This is a genomic window from Conexibacter stalactiti (assembly GCF_033542075.1).
GTDB lineage: Bacteria > Actinomycetota > Thermoleophilia > Solirubrobacterales > Solirubrobacteraceae > Conexibacter > Conexibacter stalactiti.
The window spans coordinates 1-25,284 of sequence record NZ_JAWSTH010000066.1 but is presented as its reverse complement, the minus strand read 5'-3'; the positions used below and the strand labels follow the sequence as shown (position 1 = coordinate 25,284).

Sequence of the window (25,284 nt, the reverse complement as noted above, 5' to 3'; positions counted from 1 at the left end):
TCGTCGCTGGTGGTGACCGGGCCGTGCTCGTCAGTGGCGCTCATCGTGCTCCTCGTTCGGGGGGTTGGGAACTTCGGTGTGGCTCGGGCGGGTGCGGCTCAGCCGGCGGGGACCGCGGCGCGGCAGTCGGCGCAGCGGCCCCAGTAGACGACCTCGGCCTCGTCGATCTCGTAGCCGTGGTCGTCGGACGGGTGCATGCACGGCATCTGACCGACCGCGCAGTCGACGTCGACGATCCGCCCGCAGTCGCGGCAGATCAGGTGGTGGTGGTTGTCGTCGACGCGCGCCTCGTAGCGGGCCGGCGAGCGCGACGGCTCGATGCGCCGCACGAGCCCCACCTCGACGAGCGCGCCGAGGACGTCGTACACGGCTTGGCGCGAGATCGTGCCGATCTCGGCTCTGACGACCGTGGCGACGTCCTCCGCCGTGCTGTGGGCGCTCCCGGTGACCGCCCGCAGGACGGCGATGCGCTGGGCGGTGGCCTTGAGACCGTGCTGGCGCAGCAGGTCGGGCGACGCGGCAGGGGGCTGAGCTGGCACGCCGACATCATCGGCCCGGCATTGGACCGTGTCAAGTCTTTGAAGGACGCAAGCTGCTTCAGGCCGCTGCCCGCCGCTTCTCACCGCGCCGCGCGCGCCAGTGCCGGCACGAAGCGCGGGGCGGTGATCGTGCCGAGGCCGGTGACGCGGTCGTAGCCGGGGCCGGCGAGGTAGCCGGTGATCAAGTGGCCGTCGGTGAGCCGGCCGTCGAGCGCGTCGCTGAACGAGTTGCTGCCGATCCGCACGTCGACGATGCCGTTGCGGACGGGCTTGCGCGCGAGTCGGTAGATCGCGCGGTTGACGTTGCGCAGCGGCCGGCCGGCACGCTGGCGGGCGAGCGCGGCGATGCCGGCCATCATCGGCGTCGAGACGCTGTTGCCGCTGACGTTCGCGATCGGCGCGGCGGTGCCGGGGAAGAAGACGATGAAGCCGCCGGAGCCGGCGGCGAGCATGCTGACGTCGGGGTAGTTGCGGCCGCGGCCGGTCGCGCCCGTCAGCCGCCGCTGCCATTGCGGACGCGGCGAGAGGTGCGAGATCCCGCCGCCCGACGCGCCGCCGACGTCCGGGCCCCAGGCGACGTCGGGCGCGAGGCGGCGCCCGGCCGCGTCGAGCGTCAGCAGCGTGCCGCCGACAGCGGTCACGTTCGGATCCGCCGCGGGGTAGACCGTCGTCTGGCCTCTCACGCCAGGGGTCGTGACGCCGTCGTCGCCGCTGCCCGCGAAGGCCGGCACGCCGGCGCGGGCGGCGCGGGCGAGCGCGGCGCGGAAGGCGGGATAGCGGCGCTCCGGCGCGCCGAAGCTCATCGAGATCACGTCGGCGCGGGCCGCGACCGCGGCATCGACCGCGCGTGCCAGTGCCTGATCCGCCATCACGTTGCCGTCGACGGCAGCTCCGGGGACGGCGAGGTACAGCAGCCGCGCGCGAGGCGCGATCGCATGGACGGCCTGGACGTCGAGCGCGCCCTCGGCTCCCGCCAGCCCCGCCGCGGGGCCGGGGTCGCCGGCCGGCTCGGCGACCGTCAGCCGCGCCGGTGCGAGCCCGAAGCGCCGCGACTGCGCGCCCAGCGCGTCCGCGAGCATCTCCGACGGGGACATGACGATCGCGACGGTCGTGTCGCGCCCGTCGATTCCCGCGCGGTGGAGGCGGTCGAGGCCGTACGCGCGCTGGACCTGGCGCACGTCGTAGCAGCGCAGCGCCTGCTCGCGGCAGCTGGCCTTGACGGCGGCGACGGAGCTGGGCGCGGAGCGGGCCGCCTGCGGGGCGAGCGACGACGCGGCGAGCACCGCCGCCGCCGTGGTGAGAACGTGGAGAGCGTGGCGCATAGAAGCTGTCTCGGCGCTCCTCGCGCGAACTTGAGACGAGGCGCGGCGGTGGCGATCGCGGCAGTCCGCGCGCGGACACGACGCACGCTGATCCTGCCGTTCGCTCAGCTCACGAGACGAGCTGCTGGCCGCCGTCGATGTCGTACGTCGCGCCGGTCAGCGCGGTGTTGGTCATCAGGTGGACGGCGAGCGCCGCGACGTCGGCCGGACCGACGACGCGCCCGATCGGGAGCGTCGCGCGCAGCTCGTCGCGGCGCTCGTCGAGCCGGTCGCCGAGCAGCGATGCCGACAACGGCGTGTCGACGAACCCGGCGGCGATGAGGTTGACGCGAATCGGCGCGAGCTCGAGCGCGAGGCTGGCGACGAGCGCGGGCATCGCCACCGTGACCGTCGAGGCGATCGCGAGGCCGACGCCGGGGCGACGAGCGCCGGTGCCGCCCATGAACAGCAGCGTGCCTCCGGGTCGCACGTTGCCGGGGGCGTTGCGGGCGACCTCCAGCGCCAGCATGAGGTGCCCGTCGAGCGCTCGGCGCAGCTGCTCGTGGTCCATGTCGGCCACGCGCCCGTAGGTCGGCCGTCCGGCTGTGACCATCACGTGGTCGACCGGCGTCGGCAGCCCTTGGAAGAACTGTCCGAGCGCATCCGGGTCATCCGCGTCGAAGGCCGCGCTGCCGACCGCCCCGAGCTCGCTCGCGGCCCGTTCCAAGCGCTCAGGATCGCGTCCGGTCACGATCACGTCGGCGCCGTCGGCACGGGATCTGCGGGCGACTTCGAGGCCGATGCCGGCGCTGCCACCGATCACGCCGACCGTCTGTCCGCCCAACGCCTGCTGCTCGCCTGCCGGATCGCCCGCTGTGCTCGTCATCGTCGCGCCTTTCCTCAGCCGGCCGCCGGCGGTTCCGCGCCGACCGGCGTGTCCGCCGTCGCGATCTGCGCGCGAAGCGCCTTGAGTGCGGCGACGTAGATCTCCGAGAACGTCGGGAACGGCTGGATCGTGTCGGCCATCACGTCGAGCGGGACGTGGGCGCGGATCGCGAGCGTCGCCTGCTGCAGCCACTCGCCCGCCTCGGGGCCGAGCGCGTAGGCGCCGGTCATCCGCTCGCCGTCGCTGAGGAGCGTCAGGAAGCCGTTCTGCTCCGCGTACGCGCGCGTGTAGGCGGCCGTCTTCGCAACCTCCGCGACCGGCACCGTGGCGCTGAAGCGCGCCGCGCCGTCACCGACCGCGGCCGCTTGCGGGTCGGTGTAGACGACGCGCGGGACGGCCTCGTAGTTGGCCGTCCGCGGCTGCCCGAGGATGTTGGCGGCGACCACCTCGCCCTGGTACTTGCCGACGTGCGTCAGCGGCCACAGACCGGTGACGTCGCCGATCGCCCACACGCCCTCCGCCACCCGCAGCCGGTCGTCGACGGGGACGGCGCGCGCGTCCGGGTCGACGCCGATCGTCTCGAGGCCGATCCCGGCGATCCGGGGCCTGCGGCCGGTGGCGACGAGCAGCCGGTCGCCGCGCAGCTCGCGCCCGTCGTCGAGCGCGACGACGTACTCCTCGCCGTCGCGGCGCGCGGCGGCCGCGCTCGCCGACAGGACCAGCTCGATGCCCTCGCGGCGGAGCGCGTCGCCGAGTGCCTTGCCCAGCGGCGCCGGTTCGCGGGCGAGCAGGTGCTCCGACCTGTCGACGACCACCGCCTCGCCGCCGAGCCGGCGCACGGCTTGCGCCAGCTCGACGCCGACCGGCCCGCCACCGAGGATCAGCAAGCGGCGCGGAACGGCCTTCATCGACGTCGCCTCGCGACTGGTCCAGACGCCGTCGAGCTCGCGCAGGCCGGGAAGCGGCGGCACGACCGGGTCGGCGCCGTTGGCGAGCACGACGTGGTCGGCGGTGTGGCGCACGCCGTCGACCTCGACGACGCCCGGGCCGGCGAGCCGGCCGCTGCCGCGCAGCAGGGCGATCCCGCTGTCGGCCAGCCAGCGCTCCTGGCCGGCGTCGGACCAGTCCGAGACCATGAAGTCACGCCACGCGAGCGCCGCCTCGACGTCGACCTCCGCGCGCGCCGCCGCCTCGCGCGCGCCGTGGACGGCCTCGCCGGGCCGCAGCAGCGTCTTCGACGGGATGCACGCCCAGTACGAGCATTCGCCGCCGACCAGTTCGCGCTCGACGACCGCGACGCGCAGGCCGCCCTCCGCGAGGGCGCCCGCGCAGTGCTCGCCCGGCGATCCGCCGCCGAGCACGATCACGTCATAGTCGCTGCTCATCGCGGCAGCTCCTTCCCGGCGCGTTCGCGCGCCGTTCAGCGGCCGGGCAGCCGCGTCTTGATCTCCTGCAGCAGCCAGCCGTTGCCGTCCGGATCGCTGAACGCGAGGAACGAGCCGTAGTCGGCATGGTCGGGAGCCGGTCCGCTCACGCGTCCGGCTTCCCCCGCGTGATGGAAGATCCCCGTCGCGTCGTGGAATGTCTCGCTGACGTCGATCCCGCGCCCGGTCAGATCGGCACGCGCCGCGTCGATGTCGTAGACCGAGAGCTGCAGGCCCTGCGTCGATCCGGGCGGGGCCGACGAGACCCCGTCGCCGAAGATGATCGAGCAGGCCGAGCCCGGCGGGGTCAGCTGCACGACCCGGTAGCCGTCCTCGACCGCGAGGTCGGCGTCGAGCCGCCACCCGAGCGACTCGTAGAAGCGCTTCGCCCGGTCGACGTCGGAGACCGGCACGACCACGACCTCGAGCTTCATCTCCCCGGGTCGCACCGGAGCGCTGCCGCCCGCACCTTCGCTGCTCGCCTGGACGTCGCTCATCTCTCGGCCTCCTCGATCTCCGCCATGTAGCGCCCGGCGGCCGCCGAGGCTTCGTCCGGCTCGCTCCCGCTCTTCCGTGCGTCCATGTACGCCGCGTACCAGTCCCACCAGTCGTGCGGCGGTGCGACCGCCTCGAACGCACCGTGACGCTCGGACGTCTCGTGCAGCAGCTCGGCAAGCGCCGCAACGTCCATCGCTCTGCTCATCGGAGACCTCCGTGGGTTGGGGGCGGGTCCACTCTCCTCGCATCGACCGGCGAAAGTCAAACCACCATCAGTTAGTATTCCGGTGCAATGAGGCATGGGGTACCTCGAACAAAGCTGCGATTCGACGCGCTCGGTTGCCGCGGTGAGCTTGCGGGAGCGCCCGAGCATCACCCTGGCATCAGCCTCGAAGCCGCGCAGCGGCTCCTGCGAGCGCGCGCCCTGGAAGCGGTCGACGGCGACGACCTCGCGGTGCTCCCGCTGCATCGGACGGCCGCATGGCCGGGGCGCAACGGCACGAGCTGGCTCGTCACCCGCACCAGATGACGATCACGCGCTGCTCGTGCGGACGGCCATGTGCTTCTGCCCGCGCTCCGCGGCGGTGATCGCTCTGGCGGCGACGATCAGCGTGAGGTGGCTGAACGCCTGAGGGAAGTTGCCGACCTGACGCTGCCGTGCGACGTCGTACTCCTCGGCGAGCAGACCGACGTCGTTGGCGAGCCCGAGCAGGCGCTCGAACAGCGCGCGCGCTTCCGCGACGCGGTCGTTCAGCGCGAGCGCGCTGACGAGCCAGAACGAGCATGCGAGGAACTGCCCTTCGTCGCCGGGCAGCCCGTCGTCGGTCTCGGCGGTCGAGTAGCGCGAGACGAAGCCGTCGCGGCCCAGCTCGGCTGAGATCGCGTCGATCGTGCCGGTGACGCGCTCGTCGGTGCCGGGCAGGAAGCCAACGAGCGGGATGTTGAGGACGCTCGCGTCCAGCTCGCGCGAGCCGTAGTACTGCGTGAAGGTGCGGCGCTCGCGGTCGTATCCGCGCTCGCAGATCTCGCGGTGGATCTCGTCGCGCGTCTGTCTCCAGCGATCGATCGGCCCCTCCAGCTCGAACCGCTCGGCGATCCGCACGACGCGGTCGAACACGACCCACGCCATCACCTTCGAGTACGTGTAGTGGCGCCGCTCCCCGCGCGACTCCCAGATGCCGTCGTCGGGCTCGCGCCAGATCGTCTCGATGTGCTCGACGATCGCGCGCCAGCGCGGCCACAGCCGCTTCTCGACTCTGCCCAGCAGATCCGCGCCGAGGTACATGACGGCCGCGACCTCGCCGTAGACGTCGAGCTGGAACTGCTCCGAGGCGGCGTTGCCGACGCGGACAGGCTGTGAACCCTCGTAGCCCGGCAGGTGCGGCAGCTCGAACTCGGTCAGGCGCCGCTCGCCGCCGATCCCGTACATGATCTGGATCTGTCGCGGGTCGCCGGTGCCGACGCGCAGCAGGAAGTCGCGGAAGGCGAGCGCCTCCTCGCTGTAGCCGGCCGCCAGCAGCGCCTCCAGCGCCAGCACCGAGTCGCGCAGCCAGCAGTAGCGGTAGTCCCAGTTGCGCACGCCGCCGATCTCCTCCGGCAGCGACGTCGTCGGTGCCGCGATCAGCGCGCCGGTCGTCTCCGACGTCATCGCCTTCAACGCGATCAGCGACGTCAGCACTTCGTCGCGGTAGGCGCCGTCGTAGCGGCAGCGGCCGCTCCACTGACGCCACCACTCGCTCGTGCGGGCGAGCGCGGAGTCGGCGTCCTCGACCGGCGGCGCCGGCTCGTAGGAGAGGTGCCACGTCAGCGTCAGCCGCTCACGCGCTCCCGCGACGACGACGAACTCGGCCGACGCGGTCCCGTCCTCGACCTCGAGCGGCAGCGGCGTGCTGAGCCGGAAGGCGTCGGGGCCGGCGGTCGCGACGACGCCGTCGGCGGCCCGCTCGATCCACGGGTGGACCGCGCCGTAGTCAGGCCGCAGCGCCAGCTCCATCCGCATCGGAACGGCGCCGCGCAGGCCCTCGACGATCCGCATCAGTCGCGGCGGACCGTGCCGTCGCGGCGGCATGAAGTCGGTCACGCGCACCGCGCCGTCGGCCGTCTCGTGCTCGCGCTCCAGCACGAGCGTGCCGGGCAGATAGCGGCGAGTGGTCGCGCGCGACTCGCCGGCCGGCGCGAGCAGCCAGCGACCGTGGCGCGCGTCGCCCAGCAGCGCCGAGCAGCAGGAGGCCGAGTCGAAGCGCGGCAGGCACAGCCAGTCGACCGAGCCGTCGCGCCCGACGAGCGCCGCCGACTGCATGTCCCCGATCAGTCCGTAGTCCTCGATCCGCATCGCCGGCTCGATGCTCTCGGCTGACCGGCGCGCCGGCAAGCAGGCGCACACCAGTCCGGCCTTCGTGCCGGCATCCCTCCCTCGCGACCACCGCGGCGGTCGCGAGGGAGGAGGGAGTGCGTCAGCGGCGGACCTCGATGCGGCTGGTGAGGGTGCGGGTTCTGCCGCCGCTCGTGACCTTGGCGGTGAGCGTGAGCGTGACCGCCTTGCCACGCGTCCGCGTCGCGAGGCGGCGCTTCGCTCTGCTGCCGAGCTTGACGACGATCCGGTGGCTGCCCGCTCTGCCGGCCGTCTTGGTGACGGTCGCGTAGCGGACCTTGGCGTGCGTCAGGCTGAAGGTGATCTTCCCGCGCGCGGGGACGGCGACGACCGCCACGAGACCGCGCTTGGTCAGCCGCGCCAGCCGCACCGATCTCGTCACGCGCAGCGTCGGCGCTCTCGCGGCAGCTCTTCTCGTGACCGGCGGTCTCGCCGCGGGCGGTCTCACGACCGGCGGGTTCGGCAGCGGCGGTCTCACGACCGGCGGCGTCACGACCGGCGCCTTCAGGTCGACGGCGGCGCGGCCGTAGGGGATCAGCTGGACCGGACCGAGCAGGCCGTATCTCTCGCTGAATCTGACGAACGGGCCGAAGCCGGAGGGGACGGCGTTGCGCAGCGCCGTGGCGACCTCGACCTTCAGCTCGTTGGCGCCGGGCTTCAGCAGCGCGGAGACGTCCCAGCGGCGCTGCGCCGCGACGGTGCCGGGACCGGCTTCGCTGCCGTTGACCCAGATCCGCACGGTGCCGAGGACGGTGCCGAGCTGCAGCAGCGCGCCGCGCTCGGCGGCAGTCCAGTCGGCGGGGAGGTCGAGCGTCGTCGTGTAGGTGCCGACGCCGGCGACTCTCTCGAGCCCCGGGATCTGGACCCATGGCTTCAGCTCGGTCAGCTCGAGGTCGTGGGGGACCGTGCCGGTGGCGGTGGCGCCGTCGATGTGCAGCTGCCAGCTGGCCGGCGTCAGCGGCGCCGGCAGCGGCGGGACGTTCACCGAGCTGCTCGTGCCGTCGCTGAAGCGGACCTCGCGCGGACCGCCCGCGACGTCGCGCAGCTCGACGGTCTGCTCGCCCGTGACGACCAGCTCGTCGTTGGGCGCCGAGACGATGTGACGGGCGGGGACGGGCTCGTCCTTGCGGATCGCGAGCACCGTCGTGCCGAGCGGCGGCAGCGTCAGCGGGATCGACGTGCGCTCGCCGTCCTGCCTGAACGCGGCGAGCGGGGTGATGTCGCCGTTCCAGAGGTCGAGCGCGTACGGCCGCCCCTTCGACGCGAACGAGCCGTCGAAGGTCACCTCGTCGCTGGTCGCGTTGTAGAGGTAGTAGTAGTCGGCGGTCTTCGTCTCGCGCTGCTGCGAGTAGACCTGGACCGGGGTGGACCAGCGCGCGTCCGGCACGACGCCGAGCCGCTGCAGCGCGCCGGCGGCATCGGCCTGGGTGGCGGCGCGCGCGACCGTCGGCGCGTCGAGCAGGCGCTCGATCGCGCGCTGGACGCGGATGTCGCCTCTCGTCGCGTTCTTGTAGGAGGTGTCGCGATTCGGCAGCTCGCCGACGAAGACGACGGCGAGGCCCTGCTCGGCCTCCTCGGCCAGCCGCTCGGCGACCGCGGCCGGCAGCGCGCGCTCGTCGATCACGATCGCGCGGTACCGCGGGCCGCGCGGGAACAGCACGCCGTCTCCTTCGGCGTCGCGGTCGATCACGCCGTTCGGATCGAGGTAGCCGAGCGAGTAGCCGGCCCGCTCCAGCGCGAGCGCGTCGAAGAGGCCCGCGCGCGGGACCTCGACCTGGCCGGTCGCCGCGATCGTGACGAAGCCGTCGCGGTAGATCGCGACGTCGGTGCGCGGGGTGCCGGTCTCCAGCACGGTCGTGCCGCGCGCCCAGTAGTCGCTCATCGGCTTCCAGTGCGCCCACTGCGGCCAGCTTGCGTTCCACGAGTCGGAGACGTACTCGCCGAAGGCGGTGTCGCCCGGCCATCTCGCCGTCGTGCCCTGGTAGCTGGCGCCGTGGAGCGTGATGCGCGAGGTGCCGGCGGCCCACTCCTTGTCCATGATCGTCTTGTAGTCGCCGATGTTGAACGAGTACGCCTTGCCGCCCTGCGCGCCCAGCTCGGAGCTGATCTCGCTCGAGCCGCCCTGGTGCGCTCCGGAAGAGACGTTGCGATGCATGTCGAAGGCGAAGCGCCAGCGGTCTCTGTTGCCGACGAGGTCGTTGACCTGGCGGTCGCCGGCGTTGTAGGACTCGGTGTCGGCGAGGCCGCCCATCCGTGCCAGCTCGCGCGCCGAGCGGATCGTGTCGAGATTCTGGCCGAAGGCCGCCTGCGAGCGGTACTGCACGCCGCGGCTGTCGGCCCAGTCCTGGAAGCTCTGGAGGTGCTCGTCGACGTAGAGGTCGGTGAGCGTCTCGTAGTAGTCGTGGCGGATCCGTCTGCCCTGCTGCTCGGGCAGCTCGAAGTCGGCGACCGGCTCAAACTCTGGCACCCAGAAGCTGTTCATGCCCTGCTGGAAGAAGAGCGGCAGCAGCCGTCTGACGCCGTAGCCGCGGCGCTGCTCGAACCGCGCCGCCATCTCGTGCGTCCAGAAGAGTCCCTCGGCTCTCAGCTCCAGCGAGTCCTCGAAGAAGGAGCCGCCGGCCTTTCGCAGCAGCGCCGCGGCGCCGTCGGTGAACTGGTGCTCGCCGACGTAGCGGCCGGCCGCCGCGACGGGCGCCGCGTCGAAGGCGTCGATCACGTCCTGTCTGGCGTCGCGCTGCCAGAAGGCGAAGACGATCCAGCTGCCCTCGCCCGGCACCTCCCAGGTCAGGTTCCCGCCGGCGTCGACCTCCGCGGTCAGGTCGACCAGCGAGCTGGGGTCGAGCACCGTGCTCGTCGTCGGCGGCGCGTTCACTCTCGTGACCGCGGGGCCGGCGTCGAGCACCTTCGCGGCGGTGACCGCGAACAGTCTGCCGCCGCGCGCGTTGGCCGCGTCGTCATAGGGCGCCGGAGCGGGGCCGTCGAAGGTCGTCCCGCCGGTGACGTCGGCGCGGCCGTACTGCAGCTCCTGCTGGCTGAGGCCGCTGCCCGCTCTCGTGTTCGGCGTCGTCACCGGCCAGTTCGCGCCGATCGTCATGTCGACGGTCATCCCGAGCTTGTCGGCCTCGTCGAGCGCGGCCTCGAGGTTCTCGCGCTGCTCGGCGGTCGCCCAGTTCGCGCGCCCGAACGCGATCTCGACCGAGCCGAAGCCGGCGGCCGCGAACTCGCGCATCTCCCTGCGGGTCTCGGCGACGCTCATCGGTCCCAGCGGCAGGCCGTTGCCGAAGAACTGGCCCCACCACCAGCGCGTCTGCGGCCGCACGTCGCTCGCCGGCGTCTTGAACGCCTGCGGCTGCACGAGCGGCTCCGGGTGGGGCGCCAGCGCGGCGGTTGCCGGGCCGGCCGTTGCCGTCGTCACGCCAGCCGCCAGCGCGAGCGCCGCGGCGATGCACGGCGCCTTCGATCGTCTCATCTCGTCTCCTCCGATACGGCGACGCCCCGGTCCCCGGGACGCATCCCAAAACACAACAGGAACGATCACGATCGTACAGCAAAGACGGGTGGCAGCACCCGTTTAACTTTTCGGCTCGGCTCCCGGGCGGTGCGAGGCGTCATACTCAGCGCGGCGGTGACCAGAGCGACGAAGCGACCGCGCGCCGACGCGCAACGAAACCGCGAGGCGCTGCTCAGAGCCGCGCAGCAGGTCGTCCAGCGCGACGGCACCGACATCTCGATGGACGAGGTCGCCGCGCTGGCCGGAGTCGCGAGAGCGACCCGCTACCGGCACTTCCCGACGCGCGAGGCGCTGCTCGAAGCGCTCATGCGCGACTTCGTCACCCAGCTCGGCCGCGCGCGCGACGCCGTCGAGGACCCGGCCGACGCCTTTCTCGCGCTGATCGAGCTGGCCGCCGCGGGCATCCGCGACAACCCCGGCCTGCTCGAGGTCGCCGCCTACAAGGACGTCCCGCCGGCGCTGCGCGAGGAGCTGCGCCGCGAGACGCAGGAGCTGATCGCCGAGCCGCTGCGGCGCGCGCAGGCGGCCGGCCGCGTCCGCGACGACCTGCGCCCGACCGACTTCTCCGTGATCGTCGCGCTCGCCGGCGCGGTCGCCGAGCTGGCCGGGCAGGCCGACGCCAACGCGCCGTTCGATCGCGGCATGACGCTGCTGCGCGAGGCGCTCGCCCCGCGGCCGCGCTTCGAATTGCCCTGACGCGAGCCCCGCTCAGGGGGCGGCGAGGATCCGGTCGAGGTGCGCGAGCGGCTCCTCGACCGTGGTCGTGCGCAACTCGTCGAGCCAGACGCGGTAGGCGGCGACGGCGCGCGCGACCAGCAGGCGGGTGTGCCAGTCGGCGCTGCCGCCCCTGTGGTGGCGGGCGTGGAGCAGGTCGGCCATCGCGCGTTCGCGGTCGGCGAGCTGGACGACCGGTGACGCGCGCACCGCCGTCGTCTCCTGCACGACGCGGAAGTAGGGGGCGAGGCGCTCCCAGTCGTCGAGCATGTAGCGGGCGAGGGTGCGCAGCGCGCCGTCGAGCGCCTCGGCGTCGGACAGCTCGGGCGGGGCCTGCGCGAGCGCGGCCTGCATGCGATCGGCCATCTCGCGGACCGGCTCCAGCAGGACGTCCTCCTTCGCCGGGAAGTAGCGGAAGAAGCTGCGCTGGGCGACGTCGGCCGCCTGGCAGATCTCGGCGACCGAGACGGCGTTGTAGCCCCGCTCGCTGAACAGCGCGATCGCGACGTCGACGACTCTCGCCTTCGCCGCGGCGCGCTTGCGCTCGCGCAGCGACGGCGCCGCGGCGGCGGCCGGGCGCTCGTCGGGTTCGGTGGCTCCTGGTGTCGGCATCGCGGTCGATTGTCGTGCGCGCGAAGGACGTGACGCTTCGACGCGGCTACGCCAGCAGCCGTCTCAGCGCCAGCTCCAGCACGTCGGCGCGGCTGCGCGCGCCGTGGTCGGCGGCCATGAAGTGGTTGCCGATCCACAGCGCGCCGACGAGCAGGGAGCGGGCCTCGACGTCGCCCTCATCGGCGCAGAAGTCGCCGAACAGCGCGCGCAGGTAGTCGGCGCGGCGGTTGTCGACGCGGCGCAGGCGGGCGGCGACGGCCGGGTCGCGCCGGGCCCAGTCGCGCACGGCGAGGTCGATCCGCAGCAGGTCGCCGCGGGCGGAGGCGAGCGCGAACAGGCGCCGCAGCCGGGTCCTGCCGTCGCCGCCCTCCTGCTCGACCTGCGCGATCGCTTCCTCGATGCTGATCCGCTCCCACGCGTCGAGCATCTCCTCCAGCAGCGCCCCGCGGTTGTCGAAGTGCCAGTAGAAGCCGCCCTTGGAGACTCCCAGCGCCTGTGCCAGCGGCTCGATCCGGACGGCGTCGGGGCCGCCGGCGGCAAGCGCCCGCAGGCCGGCGTCGATCCAGCTGCTGCGCGGGGTGCGGGTGGCGGCCATCGCCCACTTCTATCGCGTTCGGCAGCAGATTGACACACCGGATCTCGGTGGCTAGGCTCATTCCATACGGCACCGTATGGATGGAGGCGACCGAGATGCAGCTCCCGAACAGCGCGCACACCTCCCGGCCGTGGCGGATCCACGAGCTGACCCCCGACTTCCGGCTCGAAGACGTGTGGGCGCTGCCGACGCCCGGCGGCCGGCGCGAGGACCTGCCGAGGCTGGTGGAGCGTTTCGCCGCGGGCGATCCGGCGCAGGGCCCCTCGTGCGTCGCCCGCGCGCTGTGGGCGATCCGCTGGAAGGTCGGCGGCCTGCTCGGCTGGGACGACGACGAGACCGGTGTCGGCAGCAGGGTCGAGACGCTGCGTGACCGCATGCCGGACGATCTGCGCGACGCTCCGTCCGGCCCGCGGTTCGCGACGATGCCCTTCACCTCGCTGTACCTGCTCGAGGACGAGTGGGCGGCCGAGGTCGCCAACGCGACGATGCACGGCGTGATGCACATCGGCTGGGTGCCGGACGGGGAGGGCGGCTACCGCGGCCAGATGGCGGTCCTCGTGAAGCCCAACGGGCGGCTCGGCAGCGCGTACATGGCCGCGATCCGGCCGTTCCGGCACCTGATCGTCTACCCGCCGGCGATGCGGCAGATCGAGCGCGAGTGGCAGGCGCGCGACCGGGAGCCCGCGGTGACGCGCGCCTGACGCGCCGGGCGGCGGCCGGGCGGCCGCTGTCGTCATGATGGCTCTCGCGTCGCACGGCCCCGGCGCACATCCGCCCGACTGACAGAGGAGCCTTTCCTGATGAAGCTGATCGGAGCCGGCGTCGCCCGCACCGCCACGACGACGCAGATGGTGGCGCTGGAGATGCTCGGGATCGGGCGCTGCTACCACATGCGCGACATGATGTCCGACCTCGAGCGCAGCGTTCCGCTGTGGGAGGCGGCGCGCGACGGCAAGGCCGACTGGGCGACGATCTTCGACGGCTACGTGACGACGGTCGACTGGCCGTCGGCCTTCTTCTACAGAGAGCTGATGGAGGTCTACCCCGACGCGAAGGTGCTGCTGAGCGTGCGCGACGGGGAGGCGTGGGAGGCGAGCATGCGCGAGACCGTCTACGCGATGTTCTACGGCGACTCCGTGATGGCGCACGTGCTGCGCGCCCGCTACCACGTCGACGAGCTGTGGCGCCGCTACATGGACGTCGTCGCCAGCATCTCCTTCGAGCAGTACGGCCCCTACGCCGGCAACCACCACGACCGCGCGTCGCTGATCGGCGCGATGGAGCGCTGGAACGAGCAGGTGAAGGCGCACGTGCCGGCCGACCGGCTCGTGGTCTGGTCGCCGAAGGACGGCTGGGAGCCGATCTGCGAGGCGCTCGGCGTGGCGGTTCCGGACCAGCCGCTGCCGCACGTCAACGACACGCAGGGCTTCAAGGACATGCTGATCGGCGGCTCGCTGAGAGCGCTCGACGGCTGGTGGGCCGACACGCACCCGGCCTGAGCCCGAACCTGACCCCCTGTCATGGCAGGGGGGAGTGTGGGGCGAACCCTGGGGTGGCTCCCCGCGGCGGTTTGGCAGGGCAGGGGCGATCGTGGAGGCATGCTCCAGCTGCCTCTCACGAGACCCCCCCGAAACGACGACACCACCCGCGCGCGGCCCCGCCGCGCGGGCACGGCGCTGCTCGCCGCCGGCCTGGCGTCGCTCGCCTGCGCCGGCCCGGCCGCGGCGGCCGGCATCGAGCTGTACGGCGTCGAGGTCGACGCGATCGTCGAGACCTCCTACAGCGGCGAGTCGCACTCGACGGAGTTCGAGCACGACGCGTCGCTGGCCACCTCCACCCACGTCACCGCCGGCTTCCTCGCCAGCATCGACCGCGCCGCCGGCGGCCGCATCATCGGCGCGACCGGCGAGGACCAGCACACCGCCACCACGACCGGCACGATCACGACGCGCGAGCGCGAGTTCGACGACAACGCCGACGACTGGTGGGAGCGCGCGACCGAGTGCAGAGGCGCCGGCCAGAACAAGAACGACGAGGGCCGCACGTCGCTGCGCGCCGATCCGCTGACGCCGCTCGTCGGCGCCTCGCTGATCCTCAACCTCGCCGACGAGCTGCTCGTCGACGTCACCTGCACGGACACCGGCCCCAACGGCGGCGCCGGGCCGCGCTCGTTCACGCTCAACAGCCCGATCCCGGAGGACGAGCTCTCCGGCGTGAACGGCCCGCTGGCGGTCAGCTTCGACCTGCCGGAGGAGGCGACGAGAGCCGGCAAGGTGATCCAGCTGTTCGAAGGCCCGGCCGAGGGTCAGGCCGCCTACTGCCCCGAGACGCTCGCCGAGCAGCCGTACCTGAAGCGCTGCACCGTCAGATTCCGCGGCACGATCACGCTCGAGAAGGTCTCGCTCGACCAGCCGCAGCCGCCGGTCACCCCGCCGCCGGTCACCCCGCCGCCGGTCGCCGTGCCGCCGGCCCCGGCGCCGCCGACGACCGCGCCTGAGAGATCGCAGCCGAGCGCGACCGTGCCGGCGAAGCAGCGCGCGCGACTCGACGCGAAGGGCGCGCGACTGACCTTCCGTGCCGCCTGCCCCGCCGGCTGCACGGGCTCGGCGACGATCCGCGTCCCCGGCGCGAGACCGAAGAAGCCGCGCACGCTCGCCGCGATCAGGCTGCAGCTGCCGCGCGCCGCGCAGGCGAGAACGGTCGCCCTGACGGTCCCCAAGCGCGCCCGCAAGCAGCTCCTGCGCAGCCGCGGCGCCGTGATCGTCGTGGCGCTGAAGGACCGCGTGAGCGGACGGACGACGACCACGACCCTGAAGGTGACCCGCTGATGCGCACGACGACCAGAGCCCGGCGCCTGCGCGCCTCGATCGCCGCCGTCGGCGCCGCGCTGCTGCTCGCGCCGGCCGCCGCCTCGGCCGACTCGATCGCCTACGTCAAGGACGGCAACGTCTGGCTCACGACGCCCGACGGCGCGCGCCAGTACCAGGTCACCTTCGACGGCGGCTACTCGACCGTCTCGCAGGCCGACAGCGGCCGGATGGTCGCGCTGCACGGCGACAGGATCCGCACCTTCGACCCGCGCGGCGAGATCATCAACGCCGACGGCACGACCAGATACGACATCCGCACGCCGCACTCCTACTCGATCCCGGAGACGCCGTTCCGCGGCCCGTTCGATCCGGTCATCTCGCCGAACGGGATGAAGATCGCCTACACCTGGTACTACACGCAGACCGGCTCGACGCCCAACTGCAACCCGTCGACCGGCTGTCAGACCGTCTACAGCCGCCAGGGCACGGGCTACATCTCGCCCGACGGCAGAAGCCCGTTCGACAAGCCGGGCTGGAGCGAGCAGACCGGCTGGGTCGGACCGTCATGGCACGCCGACGGCGAGACGCTGCTGTCGGACCCGATCCAGGTCGGCAACCGCGACGCGGTCGTGCACACGCCCGGCGACGACTCCAGCGGCCTGCCCGGCGGCGTCTCGCCGTGGTTCTTCGAGCCGGCGGCGAGAGGCGGTCTCGGCGACGGCGAGATGACGCCCGACGAGTCGCGGATGGTCTTCGTGACCGGCGAGCAGGACGAGCAGATGTTCATCTACCGCGCGATGGGCGGCTATCCGCACGCGCCGGACGACTGCCTCTACCTCGAAGGCGACGCGGGGGACGGCCGCTACAGCTCGCCGTCGTGGTCGCCCGATGGCCGGCAGCTCGCCTTCGCCGACGCCCACGGCGTCAACGTGCTGCCGTTGCCGGAGATCGCCGACGAATGTCCGGAGGTGAGAGAAGGGGAGTACAGCTCGCGTCTGCTGATTCCCGGCGCGACGAGCCCCGACTGGGGACCCGCGGATGTGCCGCCGGCGCGGCCGCTGCCGCCGGAGAACCCCGGTGGCGGCGGCGGTGGAGGCGGCGGAGGCGGCGTCGTGGGTGGCGGCGGCGGGCCGCTCCCTGGCGGCGGGTCGGTCACCCCGAAGCCGGACACCGTCAAGCCGCCGCGCGGCGCCGCGATCACGCTGCCCAAGCGCGTCGCGCTCGGCGTCGCGCTGAAGCGCGGGCTGCCGGTCCAGCTCTCCGGCCTGCCGGCCGGCACGGTCAAGGTGACGGCCAGCGCGCGCGGCACGACCGTCGCGAGCGGCCGCGCGAAGGTCGGCAGATCAGGCAGCGCGCGGGTGACGCTGCGCTTCAGCGCGAAGGCGCGCAAGCGCCTGCAGCGCCAGCGGTCGCTGACGCTCGCGCTGAAGGCCGGCAAGGTGCGCGCGTCGGTCACGCTGAAGCGGTAGCGAGACCTCGATTCAGCTGGGGGAGATCGCCTCCGTCGTGCTGTGCTCCAGCGCCCACGCCAGCGCGTGGTCGGCGATCTTCTCCCAGCCCTCCAGGGCGACCATGAAGTGCGGGCCCTCGAACTCGGTGATCTCGGTGACCGTGTCGGACTTGTAGTGCTTGTGGTTCGAGCGCTGGACGGCCGGCGGCATGATGTGGTCCTGGGTGCCGGAGATGAACAGCAGCGGCGCGCGGTCGTCGTTCTTGTAGTCGACCCACGTGTCCTGGTGACCCGGCTGGATGTTGGCGAGCACGCTGTTCCAGAGGATGCCGCCGTTGGCCGGGATCGCGTAGCGCTCGTACAGTCTGCGCGACAGCTCCTCGTCGACGCCGTTGGTGAAGGCGTACTGGAACTGCTCGTGCGTGAAGCCGACGGCGCGGTGGCGGTTGGCCGGGTTCTTCAGCACCGGGAAGGTCGAGCGCAGCTGCGACAGCGGCGCGACCGGGACGCCCTCGGTCGGCGCCGAGTTGATCGCGACGCCCGCGGCACCGAAGCCGTGGTCGAGCAGGATCTGCGTGAAGGCGCCGCCGGCCGAGTGGCCGATGATGATCGGCGGCTTGTCGAGCTCCTTGATCGCCGACTCGTACCGCTCGATGATCTGCGGCACGGTGACCTGCTCGATCGGCGTCGGGTCGGCGTTGAGCGCCTCCACCTCGACGTCGAAGCCCGGATAGGCCGGCGCGATCACGCGGTAACCCGCGGCCTCGTAGTGCGCGATCCAATGCTCCCAACTGCGGGGCGTCATCCAGAATCCGTGCACCAGCACGATCGTGTCGGGAGCGGTCGTCTCGGACGACATGGGCCGGGTCCTTTCGGGAGGCGTGAGCGGAGGCGCGAGCCTATAGCGGGGACGGGCGCACGTCGATGAATTTCACGTGAATTGCGGCGGGCGGATCAGACGGCCGCGGCCGCCGGCCTCGCCCGCCGCTCTGAGCCGCGCTATCGCGCGGGCTTGACCGCGCGCACGATCGCGGCGGCGGCGTGCTCGTGGACGCGGTGCGTCTCGCGGATCTCGATCTGCGCGAGGCCGGCGTCGGTGAGCGCCTGCTCGAACTCGGCGCGCGTCAGCGCGCCGGCCACGCAGCCGGTCCACTGCTGCATGTCGGCGCGGGTGGCGGCGTCCATGTCGGGGTCGGCGATCACGTCGGAGATCGCGAAGCGGCCGCCGTCGCGCAGCACGCGCGCCGCCTCGCGCAGCACTCGCGGCTTGTCGGCGGAGAGGTTGAGGACGCAGTTGGAGATCACGACGTCGACGCTGCCGTTGGCGAGCGGGAGCTGCTCGATGTAGCCCTTGACGAACTCGACGTTCGCGACGCCGGCCTCAGCAGCGTTGGCGCGCGCGAGGTCGAGCATCTCGTCGGTCATGTCGAGTCCGATCGCGGTGCCGGTGGCGCCGACGCGGCGGGCGGCGATCAGCACGTCGGCGCCGGCGCCCGAGCCGAGGTCGAGGACGGTCTCGCCCTCGTGCAGGTCGGCGACGGCGGTCGGGACGCCGCAGCCGAGCGAGGCGGCGACCGCGGCCTCCGGCGCCTCGGCGGCGGCGCCGTCGTAGAGCGTCGCGCCGAAGACCTCCCGGCCCTGCGCGTCGGTCGTCGAGACCGGCGTCGCGGAGGCCGGTCCGCAGCAGCCGGCGCCGTTCGGCTGGTCGGTCGCGCTCGTGCGCGCCGCGGCGGCGTAGCGCTCGCGCACGGCCTCGCGGATCGCGTCGGCGTCGGCGGTGGTGGTGGTGTTGGTCAGGTCAGCCATGCGGACAGCTCCTTCAGCGCATCGGGGCGGACGTAGTAGTAGGCCCACAGTCCTTGACGTTCGGAGTCGACGATTCCGGCCGCGCGCAGCTTCTTGAGGTGGTGGGAGAGGGTCGGCTGGCTGATGTCGAACAGCGGCACCAGTTCGCAGACGCAGACCTTGCCGGCGTGCTTGCGCAGCACGTCGACGAGCTGCAGGCGGATCGGGTCGCCGAGCGCCTTCGCGACCTCGGCGAGCCGCAGCGCCTGCGCGCGGTCGACGTCGGGGTAGACGACCGGCACGCAGCACGGCTCGCCGGCCGGTCGCTTCGTCTTGGGCGCGAGTTCCAGATCGACGGGCATCTATCTACAAATATCGATTGAAGTGATGGATGTCAATGGATAGGGTGGACGGCGTGACCTCGACCTCGTCGCCGCACCGTGCCCCGGCCGCTGAGGCGGTCGCCGGCCGCCTCTCGACGCTCGACCGCTTCCTGCCGCTCTGGATCGCCGTCGCGATGGCCGTCGGCCTCGGCCTCGGCGCGCTGATCCCCGGCTTCGACGACGCGCTCGAAGCGCTCCAGATCGGCACCGTCTCGCTGCCGATCGCGCTCGGCCTGCTGCTGATGATGTATCCGGTGCTGGCGAAGGTCCGCTACGAGGAGCTGGGCCGCCTGCGCGGCGAGCGCCGCCTGATCGTCAGCTCGTTGGTCCTCAACTGGATCGTCGGACCGCTGCTGATGTTCGCGGTCGCGTGGATCTTCCTCGCCGACCAGCCCGAGTACCGCACCGGGCTGATCGTCGTCGGCCTCGCGCGCTGCATCGCGATGGTGCTGATCTGGACCGAACTCGCCTGCGCCGATCGCGAGGCGACCGCGCTGCTGGTCGCGATCAACTCGCTCTTCCAGATCGTCGCCTACTCGCTGCTGGGCTGGTTCTACCTGACCGCGCTGCCCGACCTGCTCGGCCTCGACGCGCAGGGCTTCGAGGTGTCGATGTGGGAGGTCGCGCGCACCGTGCTGATCTTCCTCGGGATCCCGCTGCTGGCGGGCTGGCTGACGCGCGTCGTCGGCGTGCGGCGACGTGGTGCCGACTGGTACGAGCAGCGCTTCCTGCCGCGGATCGGCCCGCTCGCGCTCTACGGCCTGCTGTTCACGATCGCGCTGCTGTTCGCGCTCCAGGGCGACGCGATCGCCGACGCGCCGCTCGACGTGGCGCGGATCGCACTGCCGCTGCTCGTCTACTTCACGCTGATGTTCGCGCTCTCGTTCCTCGCCGGCGTACGGCTCGGCCTCGGCTACGAGCGCACTGCCACGCTCGCCTTCACCGCGGCGTCGAACAACTTCGAGCTGGCGATCGCGGTCGCGATCGGCGTCTGGGGCGCGACCTCCGGGCAGGCGCTCGCCGGCGTCGTCGGCCCGCTGATCGAGGTGCCGGTGCTGGTCGCGCTCGTCTACGTCGCACTGTGGATGCGGCGGCGCTGGTTCGCCGACGCCCCCGCGCCGCATGACGCGCCCGCCCGCCCGCAGCTCGCAAAGGAGACCACCTGATGGCCAACGTCCTCTTCGTCTGTCTCCAGAACGCCGGCCGCTCGCAGATGAGCGAGGCGCTCTTCACGCGCGCCGCCGCCGGCCGCGGCCACACCGCGCGCTCGGCCGGCACGACCCCGGCCGCGCAGGTCCACCCCGAGGTCGTCGTCGTGATGCGCGAGCTGGGAATCGACCTCGCCGACCGCATCCCGCACCGCCTGAGCGACGACGACGCCCGCTGGGCCGACGTCGTCGTCACGATGGGCTGCGGCGACGCCTGCCCGTACATCCCCGGTCGCCGCTACCTCGACTGGCAGCTGAGCGACCCGCACGGCCAGGAGCTCGACGCCGTCCGCGCGATCCGCGACGAGATCGGCGCGCGGGTGAAGGCGCTGCTCGGCGAGCTGAGCTAGCCGCGCCGGCCCGCCCGCGACTCTCCTGCGTGAGGCCCGCTCGATGCGGGTAGCGGTCGGATCGACCGCGACCTCGAGGAGGTTCCCGCAATGAGAGCACTGACCTGGCACGGCGTCCACGACGTGCGCGTCGACACCGTCCCTGACCCGCGCATCGAGCACCCGACCGACGCGATCGTGCGGGTCACCTCCAGCGGGATCTGTGGCTCCGACCTGCACCTCTACGAGGTGCTCGGCGCCTTCATCGACGCGGGCGACATCCTCGGCCACGAGCCGATGGGGATCGTCGAGGAGGTCGGCTCAGAGGTCAGACAGATCGCCCCGGGCGACCGCGTCGTGATCCCCTTCAACGTCTCCTGCGGCCACTGCCTGATGTGCGGCGACGGGCTGCAGTCGCAGTGCGAGACGACGCAGACGCGCGAATACGGCACCGGCGCCGCGCTGCTCGGCTACACGAAGCTCTATGGCCAGGTCCCCGGCGGACAGGCGGAGTTCCTGCGCGTGCCGCAGGCGCAGTACGGGCCGATCAAGGTCCCCGAGGGGCCGCCCGACGACCGCTTCGTCTACCTCTCCGACGTGCTGCCGACCGCCTGGCAGGCGGTCGAGTACGCCGACGTGCCGCCCGGCGGCAGCCTGCTCGTGCTCGGGCTCGGGCCGATCGGCGAGATGTGCACGCGGATCGCGCAGCAGCGCGGCGTCGAGCAGGTGCTGGCGATCGACCTCGTGCCAGAGCGGCTGGCGCGCGCTCGCGGCCACGGCGTGCAGGCGATCGACCTCAGGGACCACGACGACCTGCCCGGCTACGTGCGCGAGCTGACCGACGGCCGCGGCCCCGACTCGGTGATCGACGCGGTCGGGATGGAGGCGCATGGCTCGCCCGTCGGCAAGCTCGCGCACCGGCTCACCGCGCTGCTGCCCGACGTCGCGGCGCAGAAGCTGATGCAGACCGCCGGCGTCGACCGGCTCGCCGCGCTGCACATGGCGATCGAGCTGGTGCGCCGCGGCGGCACGCTGTCGCTCTCCGGCGTCTACGGCGGAGCCGCCAGCCCGATGCCGCTGCTGCAGCTGTTCGACAAGCAGATCACGATCCGCCAGGGCCAGGCGAACGTGAAGCGCTGGATCGACGACCTGCTGCCGCTCGTCGGCGACGACGCCGACCCGCTCGGCGTCGAGCAGTTCGCGACCCACCGCGTGCCGCTGGACGACGCCCCGCACGCCTACGAGATCTTCCAGAAGAAGCAGGACGGCGCCTTCAAGGTCCTGCTCCAGCCATAGGTGCTCGCCCGTCCGTCATTCGACCAGGAGGAGAACCCATGATCCTGCGCATCGACCGTCTGCAGACCGAGCTGCCGCCGCCGTCCGCTCCAGATCCGAACGGCGCGGCCGCCGTCCAGGAGCTGCTGGGCGGCAAGTTCGGCGAGATGTCGACGTTCATGAACTACACGTACCAGTCGTTCAACTTCCGCAACCGGCAGGGAGCGCGGCCGTTCTACGACCTGCTCGCGTCGATCGCGGCGGAGGAGTTCGGCCACATCGAGCTGGTCTCGGCGACGATCAACACGATGCTGACCGGCACCGCCGATGAGGGGCTGCTGGACAGAAAAGGGAGAGGGCGCAGAAGAGGTCTCGGCACCCCGCTGGGCGCTCTCAAGGACGTGCGCAACACGCAGCACTACCTCGCGCCGGGCGGCGCGGGCGCCGTCGTGCAGGACTCGATGGGCAAGCCGTGGAACGGCGACTATGTCTTCTCCTCGGGCGACCTCGTCGAGGACCTGACGCACAACTTCTTCCTCGAGACCGGCGCCCGCAGCGGCAAGCTGCGCGTCTACGAGATGGTCGACCACCCCGCCGCGCGGGCGCTGACCGGCTACCTGCTCGTGCGCGGCGGCGTCCATCAGATCGCCTACGCGCGCGCCCTGGAGAACCTGACCGGCGCGAACCTGATGAGACTGTTCCCGTCGCCCCGGATCCCGACCGACAAGATCCCCGAGTGCAGACCGCACATCGACCGCGGTGAGCACCTCAAGCTCTACCGCTTCTCGCCGGCCGACTTCCTCGAGATCGGCGCCGTCTTCAACGGCCCGCACCCGGAGACGGGGGAGGAGCTGACGGTCGCCGAGGAGCCGATGCCCGAGGGCGCGCTGCCGAACGACCTGCCGCCGCAGCCGGGCGTCTTCGCGCCCGACTTCGCGCCGGAGGAGATCGCCGAGATCGCGGCGAGATTGCGCGTCGCGGCCGGCCTGCCGAGAAAGCCGACGGGCGAGGTCGCGTGAGCGAGGCGGCTGCGGAGACGGCGGGCGCCAGCCGCTTCGGCGCCGGCGATCCCTTCACGCTCGGGGTCGAGGAGGAGCTGTTCCTCGTCGACCCCGTCACGGGCGACCAGATCAACGCCTCGACGGCGGTGATCGAACGGCTGGGACCGCTCGACGGACGGGTCGAGCGCGAGCTGCACGCCTGCCAGGTCGAGCTGATCACCGACGTCTGCCGCACGGCGTCGGAGGCGGTCGGCACGCTCGGCGGGCTGCGGCGCTCGGTGATCGCCACCGGCGCCGGCCTGCTCGGCACCGGGACGCACCCGGCCGCCGCGGAGGGCGAGGCGGAGATCACCGACAAGGAGCGCTACGAACGGATCCGCGAGCTGCTCGGCGACGCCGTCGCGACGCCGGTCAGCGGGTTGCACGTGCACGTCGGGATGCCCGACGCGGAGACGGCGATCCACGCCTTCAACGGCCTGCGCCGCCACCTTCCGCTGCTGCAGGCGCTCGGCGCCAACTCGCCCTTCCGCCACTGCCGCGACACGGGGCTGGCGTCGGCGCGCGAAGTCACGACGCGCGGCTGGCCGCGCTCCGGCGTGCCGCGCGCGATGCGCGACTTCGAGGACTTCTGCGCGACCAGCGCGCTGCTGGCGCGCGCCGCGGATGTGCCTGACTACACGTGGTTCTGGTGGAAGCTGCGCCCGCATCCGCGGCTCGGCACCGTCGAGATCCGCGCGCTCGACGCGCAGACCTCGCTCGACGACCTCGCCGGTCTCGTCGCGCTCGTCCACTGTCTCGCTCGCCACGAGAGCGAGCACGACCGCGGAGGGGGACCGCCCGGCGAGCTGCTCGACGAGGGCGTCTTCCGCGCCGCGCGCTACGGCGTCGCGGCGCGGCTGCCCGACGCGGAGGGCCGGCTGCGGCCGGTCGCCGACCTGCTCGAAGACGCGCTCGCGGTCTCCCGCGGCCACGCCCGCGAGCTGGACTGCGCCGACGAGCTGGAGTCGCTGCGCGGCCTCGTGCAGCGCGGCGGCGGCGCCGGGCGCCAGCGCGGCATCCACGCGATCGGCGGGATGGGGACGCTGCTGCGGGAGACGACGGCGCTGACAGCGGCGGGGGCGGTCTCGTAGGTGCGGCCGGCGATCACTTCACGCGCGTGAACGTGACCGCCGTGCTGGTCGTGTAGCACCACTCGAACAGGTCGGGCCGCGGCGGCGACGTCAGTCTGCAGTCGCCGCCGTAGTTCTCGTTGCTGGCGCGCAGCGTCACGCTCGCTCTGCGCGCAAGCCCGAAGACCCGGCGGACGCCGCTGATCTGCTCGACCGCGAGCAGTCCGGGGCTGAGCAGCGAGTCGCCCTCGGTCAGCACGATCCCGGCGTCGGGTGCGCAGTTGACGTACGTTCTCGTCCCCGGTCTCAGCTGCGGGATCACGGTGAGGCGATCGCCCGACTGTCTGAAGCCGTCGTTCTGGAAGTCGAACGCGAGCGTTCTGGTCCCGCACGCCTGCGGCAGCTGCACCGTGCGCGCGGGGCCGCAGCCGCCGCCCTCGCAGGCCGGCGGCGGCTCGTGATCGGTGACCGCGGAGGTGCGCGTGACGCTCGCCACCACGCGCGGCTGCCGCAGCACCCCGCCGAGCGTGAACGCGGGGGTGCCGGCGCCCAGCATGCCTCTCGGCAGGCCGCGGTTGTCGATCGCCGTGATGCGCATCGGCCGCGTCATCCGCCATCTCGCCGACTGCGTGCCGCTGGCGTGCATCGTCCCCGATTCGGGCTCGGCGGCGGGCGGCCGGGCCGGCCCGAGCGGCGCGGGCGCCGCTATCGTGCCGCGCCGTGGAAGATCCCCTGGGCGTCGCCGCGGCGGCCGCCGGCGCCTTCGCCGGCACCAACGTCGACGACCTGCTCGTGCTCGCGCTCCTGTTCACGACGAGCCGCACGGTCGCGCGGCCGCGGCCGTGGCAGATCTGGGCCGGCCAGTACCTGGGGATCGGGCTGCTGGTCGGCGTGGCGCTGCTGGCCGCGCTCGGCCTCACGCTCGTGCCCGACCGCTGGATCGGCCTGCTCGGGCTGATCCCGCTCGCGCTCGGCCTGCGGGGGCTGCTCGCCGCCGCCCGCGCCGACCGCGACGACCCGCCGCCGCCGGTCGCCGCCGGCGTGCTCGCGATCGCGGCGGTGACGATCGCCAACGGCGCCGACAACGTCGCCGTCTACACGCCGATCCTCCGCGCGCTCACGCTGGCCGAGGTGGCGCTCACGGTCGCCGTCTTCGCCGCGCTCGTCGCCGTCTGGTGCGGGGCCGGCGCGCTGCTCGCCTCGCACCGCCACGCGACCACGGTGGTCGAGCGCTGGGGCGCCTGGTTGGTGCCGGTGGTCTTCGTCGCGATCGGCGCCCTGATCGTCACCGATCTCTTCCGGCACTGACCGCCCGGCATGGACCCAGGTCCCCTTGACCATGCGGCGGTCGAGCTATTATCCAATCTAGATCGAGTTTCACGGTATTGGCGACGAAAGGGACCCTGACATGGCGTTGACAATCGGCGACACCGCCCCCAACTTCAGAGCGCAGACGACCGAGGGGGAGATCGACTTCCACGAG

The 25,284-nt window shown here is 72.6% G+C and carries 25 protein-coding genes; 11 read left to right on the top strand and 14 right to left on the bottom strand.

What is annotated here, in order from left to right; translation table 11 throughout:
* Positions 1-98: 98 nt before the first annotated feature.
* From R7226_RS21000 to R7226_RS20965, 8 genes are all read right to left on the bottom strand, one after another.
* A complete protein-coding gene (locus R7226_RS21000; protein ID WP_318599272.1) occupies positions 99-539 on the bottom strand; it encodes a Fur family transcriptional regulator in 441 nt (146 codons plus the stop codon).
* 80 nt (positions 540-619) lie between these two features.
* The gene (locus R7226_RS20995; RefSeq protein ID WP_318599271.1) at positions 620-1,861 is read right to left on the bottom strand and encodes a S53 family peptidase; all 1,242 of its coding nucleotides are present in this window, start codon (positions 1,859-1,861) and stop codon (positions 620-622) included.
* A gap of 109 nt (positions 1,862-1,970) precedes the next feature.
* On the bottom strand, positions 1,971-2,726 hold the full coding sequence (locus R7226_RS20990) for an SDR family oxidoreductase (RefSeq protein WP_318599270.1): 756 nt from the start codon (positions 2,724-2,726) through the stop codon (positions 1,971-1,973).
* 14 nt (positions 2,727-2,740) lie between these two features.
* Positions 2,741-4,111, bottom strand: a complete 1,371-nt coding sequence (locus tag R7226_RS20985) for a dihydrolipoyl dehydrogenase family protein (RefSeq protein ID WP_318599269.1) — start codon at positions 4,109-4,111, stop codon at positions 2,741-2,743.
* A 35-nt stretch (positions 4,112-4,146) separates the two neighbouring features.
* Complete coding sequence (locus R7226_RS20980) at positions 4,147-4,647, bottom strand: VOC family protein (protein WP_318599268.1); 501 nt, start codon at positions 4,645-4,647, stop codon at positions 4,147-4,149.
* Positions 4,644-4,853 carry a bleomycin resistance protein gene (locus R7226_RS20975; RefSeq protein ID WP_318599267.1) on the bottom strand — a complete coding sequence of 70 codons (210 nt, stop codon included), beginning with the start codon at positions 4,851-4,853 and terminating at the stop codon, positions 4,644-4,646. The genes R7226_RS20980 and R7226_RS20975 overlap by 4 nt, the downstream gene beginning before the upstream one ends.
* A gap of 327 nt (positions 4,854-5,180) precedes the next feature.
* Positions 5,181-6,980: a glycoside hydrolase family 15 protein gene (locus R7226_RS20970; RefSeq protein WP_318599266.1), complete on the bottom strand. Its 1,800-nt coding sequence runs from the start codon at positions 6,978-6,980 to the stop codon at positions 5,181-5,183.
* Positions 6,981-7,101: 121 nt separating this feature from the next.
* The gene (locus R7226_RS20965) at positions 7,102-10,488 is read right to left on the bottom strand and encodes a glycosyl hydrolase (RefSeq protein ID WP_318599265.1); all 3,387 of its coding nucleotides are present in this window, start codon (positions 10,486-10,488) and stop codon (positions 7,102-7,104) included.
* A 156-nt stretch (positions 10,489-10,644) separates the two neighbouring features.
* Here R7226_RS20965 and R7226_RS20960 point away from each other — a divergent pair, with 156 nt between their 5' ends.
* A complete protein-coding gene (locus R7226_RS20960) occupies positions 10,645-11,226 on the top strand; it encodes a TetR/AcrR family transcriptional regulator (RefSeq protein ID WP_318599264.1) in 582 nt (193 codons plus the stop codon).
* A gap of 12 nt (positions 11,227-11,238) precedes the next feature.
* On the opposite strand, the gene R7226_RS20955 is transcribed toward R7226_RS20960, so the two are convergent.
* Entirely contained in the window at positions 11,239-11,856 is a 618-nt protein-coding gene (locus tag R7226_RS20955) for a TetR family transcriptional regulator (protein ID WP_318599263.1), read from the bottom strand.
* A 46-nt stretch (positions 11,857-11,902) separates the two neighbouring features.
* Positions 11,903-12,451, bottom strand: a complete 549-nt coding sequence (locus R7226_RS20950; RefSeq protein ID WP_318599262.1) for a TetR/AcrR family transcriptional regulator — start codon at positions 12,449-12,451, stop codon at positions 11,903-11,905.
* A gap of 95 nt (positions 12,452-12,546) precedes the next feature.
* On the opposite strand from R7226_RS20950, the gene R7226_RS20945 reads away from it, so the two are divergent.
* The 4 genes from R7226_RS20945 to R7226_RS20930 all read left to right on the top strand — a co-directional run bounded on the left by R7226_RS20945 (position 12,547) and on the right by R7226_RS20930 (position 16,730).
* On the top strand, positions 12,547-13,152 hold the full coding sequence (locus R7226_RS20945; protein ID WP_318599261.1) for a DUF2867 domain-containing protein: 606 nt from the start codon (positions 12,547-12,549) through the stop codon (positions 13,150-13,152).
* A 99-nt stretch (positions 13,153-13,251) separates the two neighbouring features.
* The gene (locus R7226_RS20940) at positions 13,252-13,950 is read left to right on the top strand and encodes a sulfotransferase family protein (RefSeq protein WP_318599260.1); all 699 of its coding nucleotides are present in this window, start codon (positions 13,252-13,254) and stop codon (positions 13,948-13,950) included.
* Positions 13,951-14,049: 99 nt separating this feature from the next.
* The gene (locus R7226_RS20935) at positions 14,050-15,279 is read left to right on the top strand and encodes a hypothetical protein (RefSeq protein ID WP_318599259.1); all 1,230 of its coding nucleotides are present in this window, start codon (positions 14,050-14,052) and stop codon (positions 15,277-15,279) included.
* Positions 15,279-16,730, top strand: coding sequence for a hypothetical protein (locus R7226_RS20930; RefSeq protein WP_318599258.1), 1,452 nt, complete (start codon positions 15,279-15,281; stop codon positions 16,728-16,730). The genes R7226_RS20935 and R7226_RS20930 overlap by 1 nt, the downstream gene beginning before the upstream one ends.
* 12 nt (positions 16,731-16,742) lie before the next feature.
* Here the strand turns inward: R7226_RS20930 and R7226_RS20925 are convergent, their stop codons facing one another.
* From R7226_RS20925 to R7226_RS20915, 3 genes are all read right to left on the bottom strand, one after another.
* On the bottom strand, positions 16,743-17,570 hold the full coding sequence (locus R7226_RS20925) for an alpha/beta hydrolase (RefSeq protein ID WP_318599257.1): 828 nt from the start codon (positions 17,568-17,570) through the stop codon (positions 16,743-16,745).
* A 140-nt stretch (positions 17,571-17,710) separates the two neighbouring features.
* Positions 17,711-18,517: an arsenite methyltransferase gene (arsM, locus tag R7226_RS20920; protein WP_318599256.1), complete on the bottom strand. Its 807-nt coding sequence runs from the start codon at positions 18,515-18,517 to the stop codon at positions 17,711-17,713.
* Positions 18,505-18,858 (bottom strand): ArsR/SmtB family transcription factor, encoded by a 354-nt coding sequence (locus tag R7226_RS20915; protein ID WP_318599255.1) that lies wholly within the window; start codon positions 18,856-18,858, stop codon positions 18,505-18,507. The genes arsM and R7226_RS20915 overlap by 13 nt, the downstream gene beginning before the upstream one ends.
* 35 nt (positions 18,859-18,893) lie before the next feature.
* On the opposite strand from R7226_RS20915, the gene arsB reads away from it, so the two are divergent.
* The 5 genes from arsB (at position 18,894) to R7226_RS20890 (ending at position 23,822) form a co-directional block, all read left to right on the top strand.
* The gene (gene arsB, locus R7226_RS20910) at positions 18,894-20,045 is read left to right on the top strand and encodes an ACR3 family arsenite efflux transporter (RefSeq protein ID WP_404827884.1); all 1,152 of its coding nucleotides are present in this window, start codon (positions 18,894-18,896) and stop codon (positions 20,043-20,045) included.
* Positions 20,045-20,437 (top strand): arsenate-mycothiol transferase ArsC, encoded by a 393-nt coding sequence (locus R7226_RS20905; RefSeq protein WP_318599253.1) that lies wholly within the window; start codon positions 20,045-20,047, stop codon positions 20,435-20,437. The genes arsB and R7226_RS20905 overlap by 1 nt, the downstream gene beginning before the upstream one ends.
* 90 nt (positions 20,438-20,527) lie before the next feature.
* Positions 20,528-21,712 (top strand): alcohol dehydrogenase catalytic domain-containing protein, encoded by a 1,185-nt coding sequence (locus R7226_RS20900; RefSeq protein WP_318599252.1) that lies wholly within the window; start codon positions 20,528-20,530, stop codon positions 21,710-21,712.
* A gap of 38 nt (positions 21,713-21,750) precedes the next feature.
* Positions 21,751-22,710: a manganese catalase family protein gene (locus tag R7226_RS20895; RefSeq protein ID WP_318599251.1), complete on the top strand. Its 960-nt coding sequence runs from the start codon at positions 21,751-21,753 to the stop codon at positions 22,708-22,710.
* Positions 22,707-23,822 carry a carboxylate-amine ligase gene (locus R7226_RS20890; protein ID WP_318599250.1) on the top strand — a complete coding sequence of 372 codons (1,116 nt, stop codon included), beginning with the start codon at positions 22,707-22,709 and terminating at the stop codon, positions 23,820-23,822. Before R7226_RS20895 ends, R7226_RS20890 begins: the two co-directional genes overlap by 4 nt.
* A gap of 13 nt (positions 23,823-23,835) precedes the next feature.
* Here the strand turns inward: R7226_RS20890 and R7226_RS20885 are convergent, their stop codons facing one another.
* Positions 23,836-24,447 carry a hypothetical protein gene (locus R7226_RS20885; RefSeq protein ID WP_318599249.1) on the bottom strand — a complete coding sequence of 204 codons (612 nt, stop codon included), beginning with the start codon at positions 24,445-24,447 and terminating at the stop codon, positions 23,836-23,838.
* Positions 24,448-24,521: 74 nt separating this feature from the next.
* Between R7226_RS20885 and R7226_RS20880 the strand changes: the two genes are divergently transcribed.
* Positions 24,522-25,109 carry a cadmium resistance transporter gene (locus R7226_RS20880; RefSeq protein ID WP_318599248.1) on the top strand — a complete coding sequence of 196 codons (588 nt, stop codon included), beginning with the start codon at positions 24,522-24,524 and terminating at the stop codon, positions 25,107-25,109.
* The last annotated feature ends 175 nt before the right edge of the window (positions 25,110-25,284 follow it).